Consider the following 14,972-nt stretch of genomic DNA (forward strand, 5'->3'; position numbering starts at 1 on the left):
ATATGTCTGCTTTTTACTCAAAAAGTGAACAAAATAAAAGTTGTTCACTAACTTTGATGAGATAAGTGATGCCATAAAGTTTTAAATAAGGTATTCGCTTCTATGGGCTTGGTAATATAATTATCCATGCCACTTGCGACTGCTTTTTTTACATCATCATCATGTGCATTAGCAGATAGCCCAATAATTGGGAGTTCAAGTAAACCTAACTCGTTACGAATAACTCGGGTAGCTTCAAGCCCGTCCATTTTTGGCATTTGTATATCCATAAGCACTAGGTCATATGTATTTTCTGTGAGCTTCTCAATAGCCTCAAAACCATCATTAGCAATGTCAGCAACGCATCCTTTTGTTTTTAGAATGGCGCTCGCCACATGTTGGTTTAAAGGGTTATCTTCTACGAGCAGTATTTTATAGGTATCGAGTGCAAGCATGCTTACATCTATTTCATCGTATTGCTGTTTTATTTGCTCAGCTTTAGGAAGCGGTGAATAAATAGGTAAGCTAAATGTAAAAGTAGATCCATGCCCTTCATGGCTACTTAAATCTATGGCCCCGCCCATTAATTCGACCAATTTTTTGCATATACTTAAGCCCAAGCCTGTACCGCCATACTGACGAGAGGTAGAGCTATCAGCTTGCGCAAATGGCTTAAATAACTGTTTTTGTGCCTTTTCACTAATTCCTATACCGGTGTCGTTAACACTAAAATAAGTCATTTTTTTAGACTGCCATACCTTAAGTGTAATGCTGCCTTTAGCAGTAAACTTAATTGCATTATTAATTAAGTTTAACAGCACTTGTTTTAACCGAATAGGATCGGTTTCAATGACTAAGTTAGTTGATTTATCGTAATCAATATTAAAGTCTAATGCTTTTGCTTCAATATCAAATTGCAGTAAATTAGCCACCTCTTCAGTAAGCTTATCTACTTCTATAGGCTCTTGTACTAAATCGAGCTTTCCAGCCTCCATTTTTGAAAAGTCGAGCACATCATTTAACACCCTTAGCAGCACACTCAGTGCGCCGTCTGCTTGTTCGATATAACTTCGCGCTTGTTGCCAATCACTCTGCTGTAACGCCAAATAATGAAGCCCTTTTATACCGTTTATAGGCGTACGCACTTCATGGCTCATATTAGCTAAAAACTGGCTTTTTATTTGATTCGCTTCATCTGCTTTTTGTTTTTCAAGTCGCAGTATTTTAGTTTGCTTTGCAACTTGCTCACGAATTCGTATGTTAGTGCCGGTGACCGAAATTAAAAATATTATTAATAACCAAACAAATAACATACCTACAATCTGTGCGAGCCAGTAAATTAACCAAGATTCTCTTTGTATCGGCTGATAAAGCTCTACATGCCACACGCGCTTACCAACGAGTAACTTATATTCTTTTAATGGCAGTAGTTGTTGGTGTTTAGCAATAAAAATAGGTTGCGCGCTATTCTCTAGCGTCGTATCGGTAAAGCTCACTGCAACATTGTTATTTTTATTAAACAATAACGAGTTAGATAACCGCTCTAAGCTAACAACGGCAACCACAAAGCCTTTAAAGTCATCCTCTGTTATATTATTTCCAAACACAGGGTGAAAAAACAATACACCTCGCTCAGATTCATTTTGCACTAAATTTAGCGGCTCGCTTATTACAAGCTCATTGAGCACTTTAGCTTTAATTAACGCTGAGCGTCTAATTTCATTTGAAGCAAGATCAAAACCAATAACATCTTCATTTCCTGCTAAGGGGTGCGCGTATTGAACGGGGTAATAAAAGTCTCGTGGAGTAACTGGCTGCCAACGTCCGTTCTCAGCTTCTTCTTTTAAATCATAACCAGCCAGCTCAGTGTTTTTATTAGCCTGTTTAAATGCAGTTAATTGGTTGTGTGGAAGGTACGGCACCCATTCAAAAGCTAAAATATCTTCGCTATAACTAAGCTGTTTAGAGGTAAATTGCTTAAACTCGGTAAAGCTCACTTCATCACTGCTAGAAAAAAACGTTGCTAAAAGTGCTAAATGTGCTGTTATTTCGTTGATTTGATTATTTATGGCATCTTGCGTAGCTAATATTTTAAGCTCTAATTTTTGAATGTTTTTTTCTTTTTTTGCGCTCGCAGCACCGTAAAAACTAATACTGATTAACGCATAAATTAATAACGAAGGCAGTATTACTTGTAGGCGGTAATTTACATTTGAATAATTAAATGCCGCAAGCATAAGTGGAGTAAAGATAAGCACACCAATGCTATCTCCTATCCACCAAGCAATAAAAGTATCAGACCAAGCATAACTTGGGATCACGCCGTTAAAAATTAATAAACTAGTGCCCACGCCAGCGGCAAAAACACAACACAGAGGACCTGCAACAATCGAGCTTTGAACGCAATGTTTTAAAGAGGATAAATCAAGCGGGGCTTTTATTACTTTTATAATAAGCTGTGCACCAATCCACGCTTGTAAAGTAGAGGCAAGAGTTACAGCCGCAGCATGAACGAATACGCTGAGCTTAAAAATTTCTAATACATTTTCTAAATGTATAAAGTTAGTTAAAAAAGCACCAACAAATACACCTAAAAAAGACCTTCGCCCCCAAATCAAAAAACCTGCGAGCGCAATGCCTGAAGGCGGCCATGCTGCAACTGCATAACCGTCTATTGCTAAAAGTGAATTGCTAAAATATCCAGTAAAAAAATAAGCACACGCTAAACCAAAAGTAATAAAAAAAAGCTGTTTCAACGCCTGCGCTCCTGAACATCAAATTTAATAAATTACAGTGTAGCCTTTATTGATACAAAACGAGTGCTTTATCGGCTTGAGCTGTTTGCTTATAACTCAATGCCGCCTGTTCACTAAATTGTTTTTTATTTTCTGCGTTTAGCGCTTTATCAAACACCTTTGCAGCTAATGTATAATCGCCCTGCGCATTAGCTAAACATGCTAGCGAAAGCAATAAAGCGTTGTTTGAATCGTCTTTCTTAAGGCGTTCTTGAATAGTTGTTTGTAACTTAACAGCATCGGCAGCAGTGGTTTTACTTAATATATTAGCAAGTAATAAGTGCTGCTCATTATGTTTGACCATTTTAATTAAATCGTTCTCAATTACGCTTAATTGACCAGCTTGTGCCATTTGCATTAAATAAGCATTATGGGCATGAGCCTGTAACTTTTTAGGTAACTGTTTATACTTTTTAGTGAGTTTGTCGTCATCGATCGCACTAAAATAAGCATTAAATAATTGTGTCCACTGCGTCTCGTTGAGCACTTTTTTACGATACAAGCGCGGCAAATACTCTTCAAGGGCATCAAAATGCTGTTGTTGCACCAGCACTTCGGCATAAAGTTTAAGCTCCAAAGGCGTTGCTTTTTTAGCATCTGCACTGGTACGCATTTGCGACTCAATTGCGCTACTATCGCCACTTGCAAGCCACAGTTTTGCTACTTTGAGCTGGTTTTCTGGGCTTATTTCAAATAAACGCTCTAGTGCTTTATCTGCTTGGTTATTAGTGAGGGCTGCTTTGGCCAATAATGCTAAGCGAATATCTTCAAATTTACTTGGCACGCCATTACCCGATAATGCCTGCTCTACATGCTCGTAATCATCGTTAATAGCACTCCAAAGAGCTTGCTCTATGGCAGCGTGCTTACGCTCTTGGCTACGCGCAAAAAAGCCATGTTTAGTATTATGATATATCGATAGTAAATAACGTATTAACTTATAAGTTAAGTACAGCACAGCTGCTGTAATCACCGCCATAATACAAAACGACACTATAGTGCCTTCAATCGTTGTATTATTAAACGAAATAAGCACATAGCCTTTTTCATCTAATACAAACGGAGTGACCGCCAGTACTACAACAATAGCTACAATTAATATAATTATCCCTATCATTGCATCCACTCCTTAACCTGTTCTGTGCTTTTTAAGGTCACTTTAGGGTTAAAGTTTAGCTGCTCCTTTTCAAGGTTTGCTAGTACTTTTAATACTGACTTAGTTGCATCATCGTCTTGCTTAAAATACTCAGTAACCAAGCGCTTAGCTTCACCTAGGGCATTAAAATAAATACTCGCTTGCTTACTCATTAACGCATCTTGCGCCTGAGTTAAATTAAGTTTAATACGCTGATTAATTAAATGGCGTTCTTGGTCAGTTAACATCGGCTCAATTGCCACACCTTCGTGATGACGAATGGTGATAAAGCTATCAACTATTTTATTCCAGCTATTACTTAAGTTTTGCTGCCAATCGCTTATGTCTTCACTTAGTGCGTTTTTCTCAACTTCTTCTTTATCCGAAGGCACATTAACCGCATTAAAAACTAGGTCATCAATGCTGTTTAAAACACTGTTTAATTGTAAATAAATAGCCTCTGTTGCTATTGGTTTTAAACTATCAAGCATTTGCATGTCTTGCATAATGGCTTGGCGAACTTCTACAGTTCCAGGATGTTCACTTAGTAATGAATCTAAACGCTTAAGTACAGCACTTGCACCTTGGTAATCTTTTTCAGCCCATAACTTAAATTCAGCCATACGCTGTAAGCTACTTACTTCTTGCGGGTTAAGCGAAACACCTTGTTGCTGAGCTTGCTGAAGAGCTGCTTTTAATTGCTGCTGATTATTGGCTGTACTTTCTTTTAGCGCTGCCGTTACCTTTTGCTCACTATTAAACAGCGCTTGCTGCAAATTAGATTGTGCAGACTTAAGCGCTTGCAGCTCTTGAGCCAGTAACTTGTTTTGTTCATTCAGCTCATTAACTGCGCTATCTTGAGCCTTACCTGCATTCAATTTTTGGTAAAACTCAAAACCTACCCCACTTGCTACAACAAGCGAAATAATAAGCGCAAGTACCGCTACTTTACTTATTTTTTGCTTACTATTATTAGGCTTATTAGCTGTATTTACAGGATCTTTTTTATTTGAAGGCGCGGCTGCTTTAGCTGCGGTTTTGCTATTTGCCGTTACTGGCTTTGACTGTTCGCTCATGTTGCTACCTTGCTGTTTGATGCAGGAAAACATAGCGTTGTCGCCTGCCCCTGCTGCAATGTGTATATTAGCCGAACTTACCTGTTGCTGCTGTAAATAAGCGGCAATGCGCTCGCTAGCAACATAAAATCGGCACTGTTGTAACCACTGTAATTGTTCTTGAGTTAGCTTATCAAATATTGCATCTACTGCTGCATTACTTGTAATGACTATACCTTGTACCTTCAGGCCTTGCCAGTGGTCTGTCCAGTTGGCTTTTTCAGCGGATACGGGCTCCCTTTTGTAAACAACGCAATTATTTAAAAAAGCGCCGCGTTCCTTTAGTGTTTTGGCTATATCGGGACGACCCGCTTGGCCTTTTATTAACACTATATTGCTGCCATCAACCTCAGCTAGTGACTTTAATGCTAATAAACCTTCTGAATCATATTGCTTAGGTACGGCAGCCCTAACACCAAACTGCTCATAAATAGTATCGGCTGTTTGTTGCCCAATGGCATAAAATTGCGCTTTAGTATTTATATTTGGCTTTAATTGAGCAAGAGCGGTTACGGCGTCTTGCGATATAAATATAATTTTATCGGCATTTAACAGGGGGCTCAACTCGGTACTTGAGGGCGTTAAATGAGTCAGTTTTAAAACAGGAAATAATGACGCCTGATAACCCGCTTCCTCAAGTTGTTGAGCAAGGGCTGCGCCTTTTCCTTCGGGCCGAGTTATCAGAATATGTGTCATTTATGCGTCTCTATAAACTTCAGCTAATATTTTATCTGCACCTTGAGCTAGTAGCTTTTTAGCAAGCTCAATACCAATTTCCTCTGCATCATTGATATGGCCAGTAACTTCATCGTGTAAAATTTCACTGCCATCAACGGCGCCAACTAAGCCACGTAAATGTACCTGTTCGCCATCAACTAATGCATAAGCGCCTATTGGTACCTGACAACCGCCTTCTAAATGACGGTTCATTGCGCGCTCTGCATTTACACGAATACGTGTTTGCGTATGTTCAAGCGGTGCAAGTAGTGCTTTAGTTACTTCATCATCAATACGACACTCAATGCCTACAGCACCTTGACCATTTGCAGGTAATGATACTTCTGGCTCAATGTAATCGGCAATACGCTCGCCCATTTCTAAACGAATAAGCCCTGCAGCCGCTAAAATAATAGCATCATATTGGCCATCATCTAATTTAGCCAAACGTGTATTCACGTTACCGCGCAAATCACGAATTTCTAAATCTGGGCGAAGCGCTCTTACTTGGCACTGACGACGTAAACTCGAAGTTCCTACAATAGCACCTTTTGGCAACTCGCTTAAATTAGCAAAGTTATTTGAAACAAATGCATCGCGTGGATCTTCTCGCTCACAAATAGTATGTAGATCAAGCCCTTCAGGAAACTCTACTGGTACATCTTTCATAGAGTGTACGGCAATATCTGCACGACCATCTAACATAGCTTGCTCAAGCTCTTTAACAAATAAGCCTTTACCGCCAATTTTAGCAAGTGGAGTATCTAAAATAATATCCCCTTGAGTCGACATTGGGACTAATTCTACACGCACATCATTATGAAAATGCTCAAGTTGTGCTTTTACAAATTCAGCCTGCCAAAGTGCTAAAGCACTTTTACGGGTGGCAATGCGTACTAGTTTTGTTTTTTCTGTCATAGGGGTATCCAAATAGTTACTGCTAAATAGCTAAGCTTAGTCAGCTAAAATTCTAAATTCTTTTTGAGCAATTAAGTTGCCCTGCTCATCAACAACATCTACACGCCAGTGGCCTGTTTGTGTATCCATAATCTTTTTTGTTGAGTAAGTTCTGTAACGGGGTGATGTCACGCTTAGTGATATTTCGGCCATAGTTTCACCTTCGAAGGACCATACATGTTTAACTTGTTGCCCTTGTAAATTTTTAAGCTCACTAAAAAATGACAAACCCTCATCAAACTGATTTAACCTTATATCGGCTGCAAATACATTTGTAGGCTCGCGTTTACTTACTTCGCGAGTAAGTACTGCACGGCTAATTTTGCCTGTATCTATTTGTGCGCCTAACGCTACACTTGCTACATGTGCATCAGCAGAAAACCCTTCTGTGCTAGTCAAGGCACCATCATCACTGTCTAATTCAACTGATAAATCGCTAGCGCTTACAGGTTGCTCGCTACTTTGCAGCTCTTCGCTTTCAGGTTCTTGTTCTTGCTGTATTTCATTATCAAGCTCAGAGTCTAAGGCTGTATTAGCGCTATTATTTTGCGGTATATTATTTGCCGCTAACGCATTTTCATCGCCTACAAAATCTGTATTCTCAGAAGCCACAGATTGAGGCTCTTCATTTTGTAAATTTTGTGAAGCTAACAGCGGGTCAATACTCGCTTGTGTCATGTTATCAGGCTCATCAAGTAAATCACTTTGCTGTGCTTCACTATTTATATTTGCCTCGTCGACTTTTTCGCTATTTTGCAGGCTCTCATCAACGCTTAAAAATTGCGCTTGCTCGTTAGCATGCTCACCTTGGTCAGCATTTACCGATGCAGTTAGCCCATACGCTACAGCAGCAGAGGTCATTACTACCAACATAGAAATACTCACAATACGACGCCAGTGCCACTCATAACTAACCGTAGGCACATTATTTTGTGGTTCGCGTTTAACATTTGCTTTAATTACTATTTTTTGACTCATATTGACCTCAGCGGCTCCAAAATTAGCTTAAACGGGCAATTAACCATTGGCGAATAGCTTGCAATTCTTCTGCACAAACCTGGTGAGCCATTGGGTAATCTTGCCAGCTTACATCCATGTTATGTGCTGTTAATACTTCATACGCACTTCTTCCCGCACTATGCGGCACTACGTTATCTTGACTACCATGCGCCATAAATACGTTTAAATCGGTATGTTTTGCTTCGTCTGCAAATTTTTGAGGCACACACATGTACGTAGATAGCGCCATAACACCACCTAGTTTGTGCTCAAAACGTGGCGCTAAATGTAGCGACACTACGCCACCTTGTGAAAAACCAGCCAAAATAATTTTATGAGCAGGTATGCCGTTAGCCATTTCTTGATTAATAAGCGCTTGAACTTTCTCAGCTGAATCTCTTACGCCTTGCTCATCGGCACGCTTATCTAATTCTATAGATTTAATATCGTACCAAGAACGCATTTCCATGCCACCATTTATGGTGACCGGCTGCACTGGTGCATGTGGAAATACAAATCGTATACCTAGCTCACTGGGTAAATTAAGCTGCGGTGCTACAGGCGCAAAACCATCGCCTGAATCACCTAAACCATGTAACCAAATTACCGTTGCTTTGTGTTCTGATTGCGCCGGATATTCTACAAATTCTAAACTCATAGTGATGATTGCCACTTAATCTCTTGGCCTGCTTGGCGAGTAGATGCTTGATTCATAAACTCCCAAAACTCAGCGCCAGAACGGTTATCAATCCATTGGCCGTCGCGCATTTCAAAGTGGTGACCATTAAATTTAGTTGCCACCCATACTTGGTGTAAAGGCGCTTGTTTATTAATTACAATTTTACTTTTATCAGCAAATATAATTTCTAAAATACCTTGCGCCGACTCATAATCTAAATCAGCTTCGCAATCATCAACTTGCTCTTCAATTGTGAACATAAGAGCTTCGGCTAATTGGTGATATTCGTGTTCAGTCATTGTAATTTTCCTTTGCAGGCGAGCCGCCTAATATTGGGTACATTTCAGCTTATAATTAGCTTTAAAAGTGTGCAGCTAGTGTAACAGGAATAAAATCATCCGCGAATAGCTGCATTTTTTAGATATTCTGTTACTCTGCGATTATAAAGCCAGCAACCATATTAATCTAATGAAAGCGACACATACCTTACAATTAAAAAAACTAATAATGAGCACTGTACTGCTAAGCGCATTAGCTGGTTGCGGTCAAAGTGGCCCTCTTTATTTACCAGAGCAACAAGCTGATCAAAATCAACCTCAAGAAACAGTTAAACCAGTAACTGTTTCAGAGCAAAACAACACACAGCAAAGTCAGGAGCAATAAATGGATTATTTTAACTACCAAAACAACCAATTATTTGCCGAAGACGTAAGTGTGGCAGCTATTGCTCAGCAATATGGTACACCTTGCTATGTGTATTCTCGCGCTACTTTTGAACGTCATTACTTAGCCTTTGCTAATGCCACTAAAAACCATAAAAGCTTGGTTTGCTATGCCGTTAAAGCAAATTCTAACATTGCAGTATTAAATATTTTAGCGCGCCTTGGTTCAGGTTTCGATATTGTATCGAAGGGTGAACTTGCACGTGTAATTAAAGCAGGTGGCGACGCCTCTAAAGTGGTTTTTTCGGGCGTGGCTAAAACAGCCGACGAAATAGCGTATGCGCTAAAACTAGGCATTAAATGTTTTAATGTTGAGTCAGCCTCTGAGCTTGAGCGTATTTCTGAGGTTGCTTGCGAGTTAAATTTAGAAGCGCCTATTTCTATTCGTGTTAACCCTGATATAGACGCAAAAACGCATCCGTATATTTCTACCGGTTTAAAAGAAAATAAATTTGGCATTGATATTCAAACAGCAGTGAGTGTTTATCAGCATGCAGCGTCTTTACCGGGTTTAAAAATTACCGGTGTTGATTGCCACATAGGTTCGCAACTAACAGAAGTAAGACCCTTTTTAGAAGCGTTAGATAAATTAATGGCGCTAATTGATGAGCTAAAAGCTTGCGGTATTGAGCTTACGCATTTAGATATTGGTGGAGGGTTAGGAGTACCGTATAACAACGAGCAACCGCCACACCCAAGTGAATACGCAGCACAAGTGACTGAACGTTTAGCTAATTACAAACACCTTGAACTTATTTTCGAGCCTGGGCGTGCTATAGCTGCCAATGCCGGCATTTTAGTAACCCAAGTTGAATTTATTAAACAAAATCAAGAGAAGTCTTTTGCTATTGTAGATGCGGGTATGAACGACATGCTACGCCCTTCGCTTTATCAGGCATGGCAAAAAATCATTCCGGTTTCAGTGCGAAACGATGACACGCCAAAACATAACTTTGATATTGTAGGCCCTGTATGTGAAACCGGTGACTTTTTAGGTAAAGACCGCGAACTTGCACTTAAACAGGGCGATTTACTAGCACAGCGTAGTGCTGGCGCATACGGTTTCACTATGAGCTCAAACTATAACTCTCGCCCTCGTGTTGCAGAAATAATGGTAGACGGACAGCAACACCACCTTATTCGCCAACGCGAAACGATTGAAAGCCTTTATCAAGGCGAGAAAATTTTACCATAAACGTTTTTGCCAACTCGCTGCTCTGTGGCATGATTAGCACAGAGCAAAACCGAATTAGAGCGCTATGTTAGTTAATTTTTCCAAAATGCACGGCTTAGGCAACGACTTTGTTGTAATTGATAACATTACACAAAATGTATTTTTGTCTCGCGATCAAATAAAAAAACTGGCTGATCGCCACTTTGGCATTGGCTTTGACCAATTGCTAATGGTAGAGGCGCCATACTCACCCGATCTCGACTTTCATTATCGTATATTTAATGCCGATGGTAGCGAAGTAGAACAATGCGGAAATGGCGCACGCTGTTTTGCCCGTTTTGTGCGTATGAAAGGCTTAACCAACAAACATAAAATTAGCGTATCGACTAAATCGGGCAACTTAACGCTATACATAGAAAAAGATGGCCAAGTTACCGTAAATATGGGCCATCCTAACTTTGAGCCTGCAAAAATACCGCTTAAAGCCAGCAAACGTGAACTGACCTATATTATAAGAGCACAAGAGCACACTGTATTTAGTGGCGCAGTGTCTATGGGTAACCCGCACTGCGTATTAGAAGTTGATGATATAACGACCGCGCAAGTTGATGTACTTGGTCCACTGCTGGAAAACCATGAACGTTTTCCAAATCGTGCCAACATCGGCTTTATGCAAGTTGTATCGCAAGATCATATAAAGTTAAGAGTATGGGAACGCGGCGTTAGCGAAACCCTTGCTTGTGGCACTGGCGCATGTGCAGCGATGGTTATTGGCCATATTCAAAGCAAACTTAACACCACGGTACAAGTTGATTTACCTGGCGGTACATTGCAAGTGCGCTGGAGCGGCGAAGGCCACCCAGTACGCATGACCGGCCCAGCCGAGCATGTATTTGATGGACAAGTAGCATTATGAGCGAGCTAACTAAAGAGCAAGTTGCTGAGTATTTAGCTCATCACCCTGATTTTTTAATTGAGCAACCACAGCTGCTTGCAAAGCTTGAGCTACAGCAAAAAGAAAATGGCGCGACCTCTTTAGTTCATATACAGCAGCGCCAGCTACGTGAGCACAACACGCTGTTAAAAAATCAAATAGAGAGCATGAGTAAACATGCAACACAAAACGAGCTTGTATATAGATTATTTAGCCAGTGCCATAGTCAGCTTTGGAGCAATTACGACTTCGATACGCTTGCCAGTAACTTAACCAATATAATTTGTACAAGTCCAAATATAAGCAATTGTAAGTTAATTAAATATACAGCACAGTATGAGAGCCTTATTGAGCACCGCCTTACACATTCTACGCATTATTTAGGGCGCATTAATCAACAAGAGTGCGAGCTATTATTTAGCGATAAAACCCAATCGGCAGCTATTTATTTAATTGGTGATAGTAAAAAGCCAGTAGCTATTTTAGCCTTTGGTAGTAACGATGCTAACCACTTTGAACCCGCACAAGACAACCTCTTTGTACTGGATTTTGTACGTGCCCTGCAGCTAAGGCTGTTGGAACTTGCATGAACGAAAACCCCACGCCAAATATTAGCGATTTAAGCGATAACTGGCGTACGCCTATTACTTTATTTAGCGAATATTTAAAATACGAAAAGCAATATTCAGCACACACTGTAAATCAGTATGTAAGCCAACTTGGCTTTGCAGCGCTTTATTTTAGTAAATTATGTGACGACTGGTTTGGCGTGCAAGGCGAGCATATTCGCCGCTACAGTATGGCGCTTCGTTCAAAGCAATTAAGCGGGCGAACAATTAGTTTAAAATTAAGCTGCATTCGTAGTTTGTATAAATTTTTGAAAGCCAAAAATATTGCACAGCAATCGCATTACCATAACCCTGCACAAGGGATTAAAGGGCCTAAGTTTTCAAAGCCACTTCCAAAAAACCTCGATGTAGATCAAATGGCAAGCCTGCTGAAAATAAACGACGACGATCCATTAGCCATAAGAGATAAAGCCATGATGGAACTAATGTATTCATCAGGGCTGCGCATTAGTGAGTTAGTTGGCGCTAACATGCAAGATATAAATACTAAAAACGGAGAGATTTTAGTACGTGGTAAGGGCAACAAAGAACGCTTAATTCCGGTTGGAAAAAAAGCATTAAATGCCCTGCAAAATTGGCTTACTATACGCGGCCAATTTGCAAAACCCGATGAAATAGCCGTGTTTTTAAGTAGTAAAAAAAACCGTATTTCGGTGCGTCAGGTTCGCCTTCGTATGCAAGAGTGGGGCATCAAACAAGGGATAAGCTCGCAGGTTCATCCACATAAATTACGCCATTCATTCGCTTCTCATATCTTAGAATCCTCTGGCGATTTACGTGCCGTACAAGAGCTATTAGGGCACAGTAGTTTGTCGGCTACACAAGTGTATACGCATTTAGATTTTCAGCATTTAGCCAAGGTGTACGACAACACCCATCCTCGTGCTAAAAAACAAACCGATTAGGAAAATAACTATGATCCGATTTAATCGTGCTCTTCGCCCTTTTTCTGTTATGAGCTTTGATTTAGACGACACGCTGTACAACAACCACCCAATAATAAAAGCGGCGGTTAAAGCGCAGCAAGATTACTTAAGCGCACTGCCAAGCTACCTAGAGCAAGGCCCAAAATATTGGCAGCAATGTCGTAACGAAGCAGTATTACAATCACCTGAGCTTGCCGATAACGTGACCAAATGGCGCCAACATACACTGCGTTTAGCGCTTTCAAAATTAAATTTAAACGCCGATGATGTAGAGCACCATGCAAATGCAGCGTATAACGCTTTTGCTGACGCACGTAGCAAAATAGTCGTCAGTGACGACGTACTAACACTACTTGATAATTTAGCTCAGCATTTTACGCTTGTTGCCATCACTAATGGTAATGTGGAAATAGAACGCTTTAACTTACACAATAAATTTTCACTCGTGTTACAAGCCGGCATGCACGGTAAAGCAAAACCCCACAAAACATTATTTGATAAAGCCGCCGCGCATTTAGATATCCCTAAAAGTGAAATTTTACATATTGGCGATAGCCTAGATACCGACGTACAAGGTGCTAATAATGCGGGCTGCCAATCGGTATGGCTAAACGATCAAGGCGCTACCTACGCCTACAAAGGACTTGCCGATGTTGAAATTGCGAATATTCATGCCTTAGCGCATTTTATTAAATAACCTAAATACAACTAAGAGGTTGCAATGAGCCATTATACCAAGCTAATAACTTTACTATTAATTGGCTCACTTAGCCTCAATGCTTACCTGCTATGGCCAGAACAAGTAGCGGTTGTTGGCAAACAAGAAATCCAAAAAACCTCTGAAAAACCAATTAAAGCGCCTAAAAATGAGCTACTTACTAAGGCTAAACAACAATTTGAGCAACACCAATTTGACGAGGCGTTTAATACTTACCAGCAACTAAAGCAACGCTCCCCAGCCCTTGCTCGCACACTCTACTCTTCGTGGGTTTTGCAATTAAAAACCTGGCTAAATACTAACTTATCTCTTAGCGAGCCATTGTTAAACACACTATTAGATCAAGACCCTTACAATACAGAGCTACTTACATTGCAGGTCGATTACTTAATAAATAGTGGGCAAATACAAAATGCAATTATTGCTTTATTTGAACTATACCCGTTATTAAATGAGCAACAGCAAAGCACTGCAAATGTGCGCTTGGAAAATTTGACTAAAAACGAGCTTCATAGTTTAAGTGAGCAGCAAAATTGGCCAGCAATTATCGAACAAACTCAAATTTGGCTCGATTATCAAAACGACAATAGTCATTTTTTATACGCACTTGCTTATGCCTATTACCAGCAAAATGACTTTATAAGCGCATTAACCACTCTTGAGCGTATGCCACGTAATAACCCTCTCAAAACAGACGTAAATACACTAAAAACACAAATTAATAAGGCTCAATCGCAAGATGACTTTATTACCCTTACCCCTTACGGCGCGCATTATTTAATTAGTAGCGAGCTAAATAACTCTTTGCAAAGCGAACTAATGATAGATACCGGTGCGAGCATTACTTCTCTTTCGAGTGATGTGCTTAGCCAACTCTCACCAAGACCGCTTTATTTAGGCGATGTAACCGTAAACACGGCAAATGGACAAATTAAAGTTAAGCGCTATCAAATTGAGTCGTTTAAAGTGGGGATGCAAACTATTTACGGTTTTGAAGTGCTCAGTATCGAAAATACCCGCGGCCAAGGTTTGTTAGGGATGAACTTTTTATCGCGATTTAAATTTAATATAAATCAGCAAACAGATGAGTTAGTGTTGAGTGCTAAATAGCTAAAATTTAAGGAAATAATATGACCCTAAACGATTTTTTACAGCAACTTACGGACAATCCAAAAAACATTCAATTTACCGATACAATGGCGGTGATTGAAGCAAATTACGACTTTACTGCATGTGAATTTAATAACCACGGCTTACTTAGCTCAGCAAGTGAAAACAACGGTTCATGTAAAATTTTTGCGTTTGCTAAATTAAACGATTTAAGTAAACAAAATACGTTGGATTGCTTTGGTAAGTTTTACCGTGAAGACGTACTGCAAAACCCTAAGGGCGATGATCACATGAACATTCGCACGTTTATGTTAGCGCCGGAGGCAACGCCATTTTTGGGCGTTACCTTTGAAGGCGAGCCGCTGAAAGCAAAATAGTCAGCA

General features: G+C 40.0%; 15 protein-coding genes. 8 read left to right on the forward strand and 7 right to left on the reverse strand.

The window, feature by feature from the left end:
* Nucleotides 1-47: 47 nt before the first annotated feature.
* Genes J8L71_RS14860 through cyaY form a run of 7 tightly spaced genes read right to left on the reverse strand, consistent with a single transcriptional unit; the run spans nt 48 to nt 8,675 of the window.
* Nucleotides 48-2,735, reverse strand: coding sequence for a CHASE domain-containing protein (locus tag J8L71_RS14860; RefSeq protein ID WP_211001220.1), 2,688 nt, complete (start codon nt 2,733-2,735; stop codon nt 48-50).
* A 46-nt stretch (nt 2,736-2,781) separates the two neighbouring features.
* Nucleotides 2,782-3,891, reverse strand: coding sequence for a heme biosynthesis HemY N-terminal domain-containing protein (locus J8L71_RS14865; protein ID WP_211001221.1), 1,110 nt, complete (start codon nt 3,889-3,891; stop codon nt 2,782-2,784).
* Nucleotides 3,888-5,720: a uroporphyrinogen-III synthase gene (locus tag J8L71_RS14870; RefSeq protein ID WP_211001222.1), complete on the reverse strand. Its 1,833-nt coding sequence runs from the start codon at nt 5,718-5,720 to the stop codon at nt 3,888-3,890. Before J8L71_RS14870 ends, J8L71_RS14865 begins: the two co-directional genes overlap by 4 nt.
* Nucleotides 5,721-6,659, reverse strand: coding sequence for a hydroxymethylbilane synthase (gene hemC, locus J8L71_RS14875; RefSeq protein WP_211001223.1), 939 nt, complete (start codon nt 6,657-6,659; stop codon nt 5,721-5,723).
* 36 nt (nt 6,660-6,695) lie between these two features.
* The gene (locus J8L71_RS14880) at nt 6,696-7,676 is read right to left on the reverse strand and encodes a DUF2914 domain-containing protein (RefSeq protein ID WP_211001224.1); all 981 of its coding nucleotides are present in this window, start codon (nt 7,674-7,676) and stop codon (nt 6,696-6,698) included.
* A 22-nt stretch (nt 7,677-7,698) separates the two neighbouring features.
* The gene (locus J8L71_RS14885; RefSeq protein ID WP_211001225.1) at nt 7,699-8,355 is read right to left on the reverse strand and encodes a dienelactone hydrolase family protein; all 657 of its coding nucleotides are present in this window, start codon (nt 8,353-8,355) and stop codon (nt 7,699-7,701) included.
* A complete protein-coding gene (gene cyaY, locus J8L71_RS14890) occupies nt 8,352-8,675 on the reverse strand; it encodes an iron donor protein CyaY (RefSeq protein ID WP_058547701.1) in 324 nt (107 codons plus the stop codon). The genes J8L71_RS14885 and cyaY overlap by 4 nt, the downstream gene beginning before the upstream one ends.
* 169 nt (nt 8,676-8,844) lie before the next feature.
* On the opposite strand from cyaY, the gene J8L71_RS14895 reads away from it, so the two are divergent.
* The 8 genes from J8L71_RS14895 (at nt 8,845) to J8L71_RS14930 (ending at nt 14,966) form a co-directional block, all read left to right on the forward strand.
* Nucleotides 8,845-9,039, forward strand: a complete 195-nt coding sequence (locus J8L71_RS14895) for a lipoprotein (RefSeq protein WP_211001226.1) — start codon at nt 8,845-8,847, stop codon at nt 9,037-9,039.
* A complete protein-coding gene (gene lysA / locus J8L71_RS14900; RefSeq protein ID WP_211001227.1) occupies nt 9,040-10,293 on the forward strand; it encodes a diaminopimelate decarboxylase in 1,254 nt (417 codons plus the stop codon).
* A gap of 64 nt (nt 10,294-10,357) precedes the next feature.
* Nucleotides 10,358-11,188 (forward strand): diaminopimelate epimerase, encoded by an 831-nt coding sequence (gene dapF, locus J8L71_RS14905; RefSeq protein ID WP_211001228.1) that lies wholly within the window; start codon nt 10,358-10,360, stop codon nt 11,186-11,188.
* The gene (locus J8L71_RS14910) at nt 11,185-11,796 is read left to right on the forward strand and encodes a DUF484 family protein (protein WP_211001229.1); all 612 of its coding nucleotides are present in this window, start codon (nt 11,185-11,187) and stop codon (nt 11,794-11,796) included. Before dapF ends, J8L71_RS14910 begins: the two co-directional genes overlap by 4 nt.
* On the forward strand, nt 11,793-12,740 hold the full coding sequence (locus tag J8L71_RS14915) for a tyrosine recombinase XerC (protein ID WP_211001230.1): 948 nt from the start codon (nt 11,793-11,795) through the stop codon (nt 12,738-12,740). The genes J8L71_RS14910 and J8L71_RS14915 overlap by 4 nt, the downstream gene beginning before the upstream one ends.
* A 10-nt stretch (nt 12,741-12,750) precedes the next feature.
* Nucleotides 12,751-13,458 carry an HAD-IA family hydrolase gene (locus tag J8L71_RS14920; RefSeq protein WP_211001231.1) on the forward strand — a complete coding sequence of 236 codons (708 nt, stop codon included), beginning with the start codon at nt 12,751-12,753 and terminating at the stop codon, nt 13,456-13,458.
* A gap of 24 nt (nt 13,459-13,482) precedes the next feature.
* Nucleotides 13,483-14,589, forward strand: a complete 1,107-nt coding sequence (locus tag J8L71_RS14925) for a retroviral-like aspartic protease family protein (RefSeq protein ID WP_211001232.1) — start codon at nt 13,483-13,485, stop codon at nt 14,587-14,589.
* Nucleotides 14,590-14,609: 20 nt separating this feature from the next.
* On the forward strand, nt 14,610-14,966 hold the full coding sequence (locus tag J8L71_RS14930) for a HopJ type III effector protein (RefSeq protein ID WP_211001233.1): 357 nt from the start codon (nt 14,610-14,612) through the stop codon (nt 14,964-14,966).
* The last annotated feature ends 6 nt before the right edge of the window (nt 14,967-14,972 follow it).

It is taken from the genome of Pseudoalteromonas sp. MMG007 (genome assembly GCF_018100985.1).
Lineage (GTDB): Bacteria > Pseudomonadota > Gammaproteobacteria > Enterobacterales > Alteromonadaceae > Pseudoalteromonas.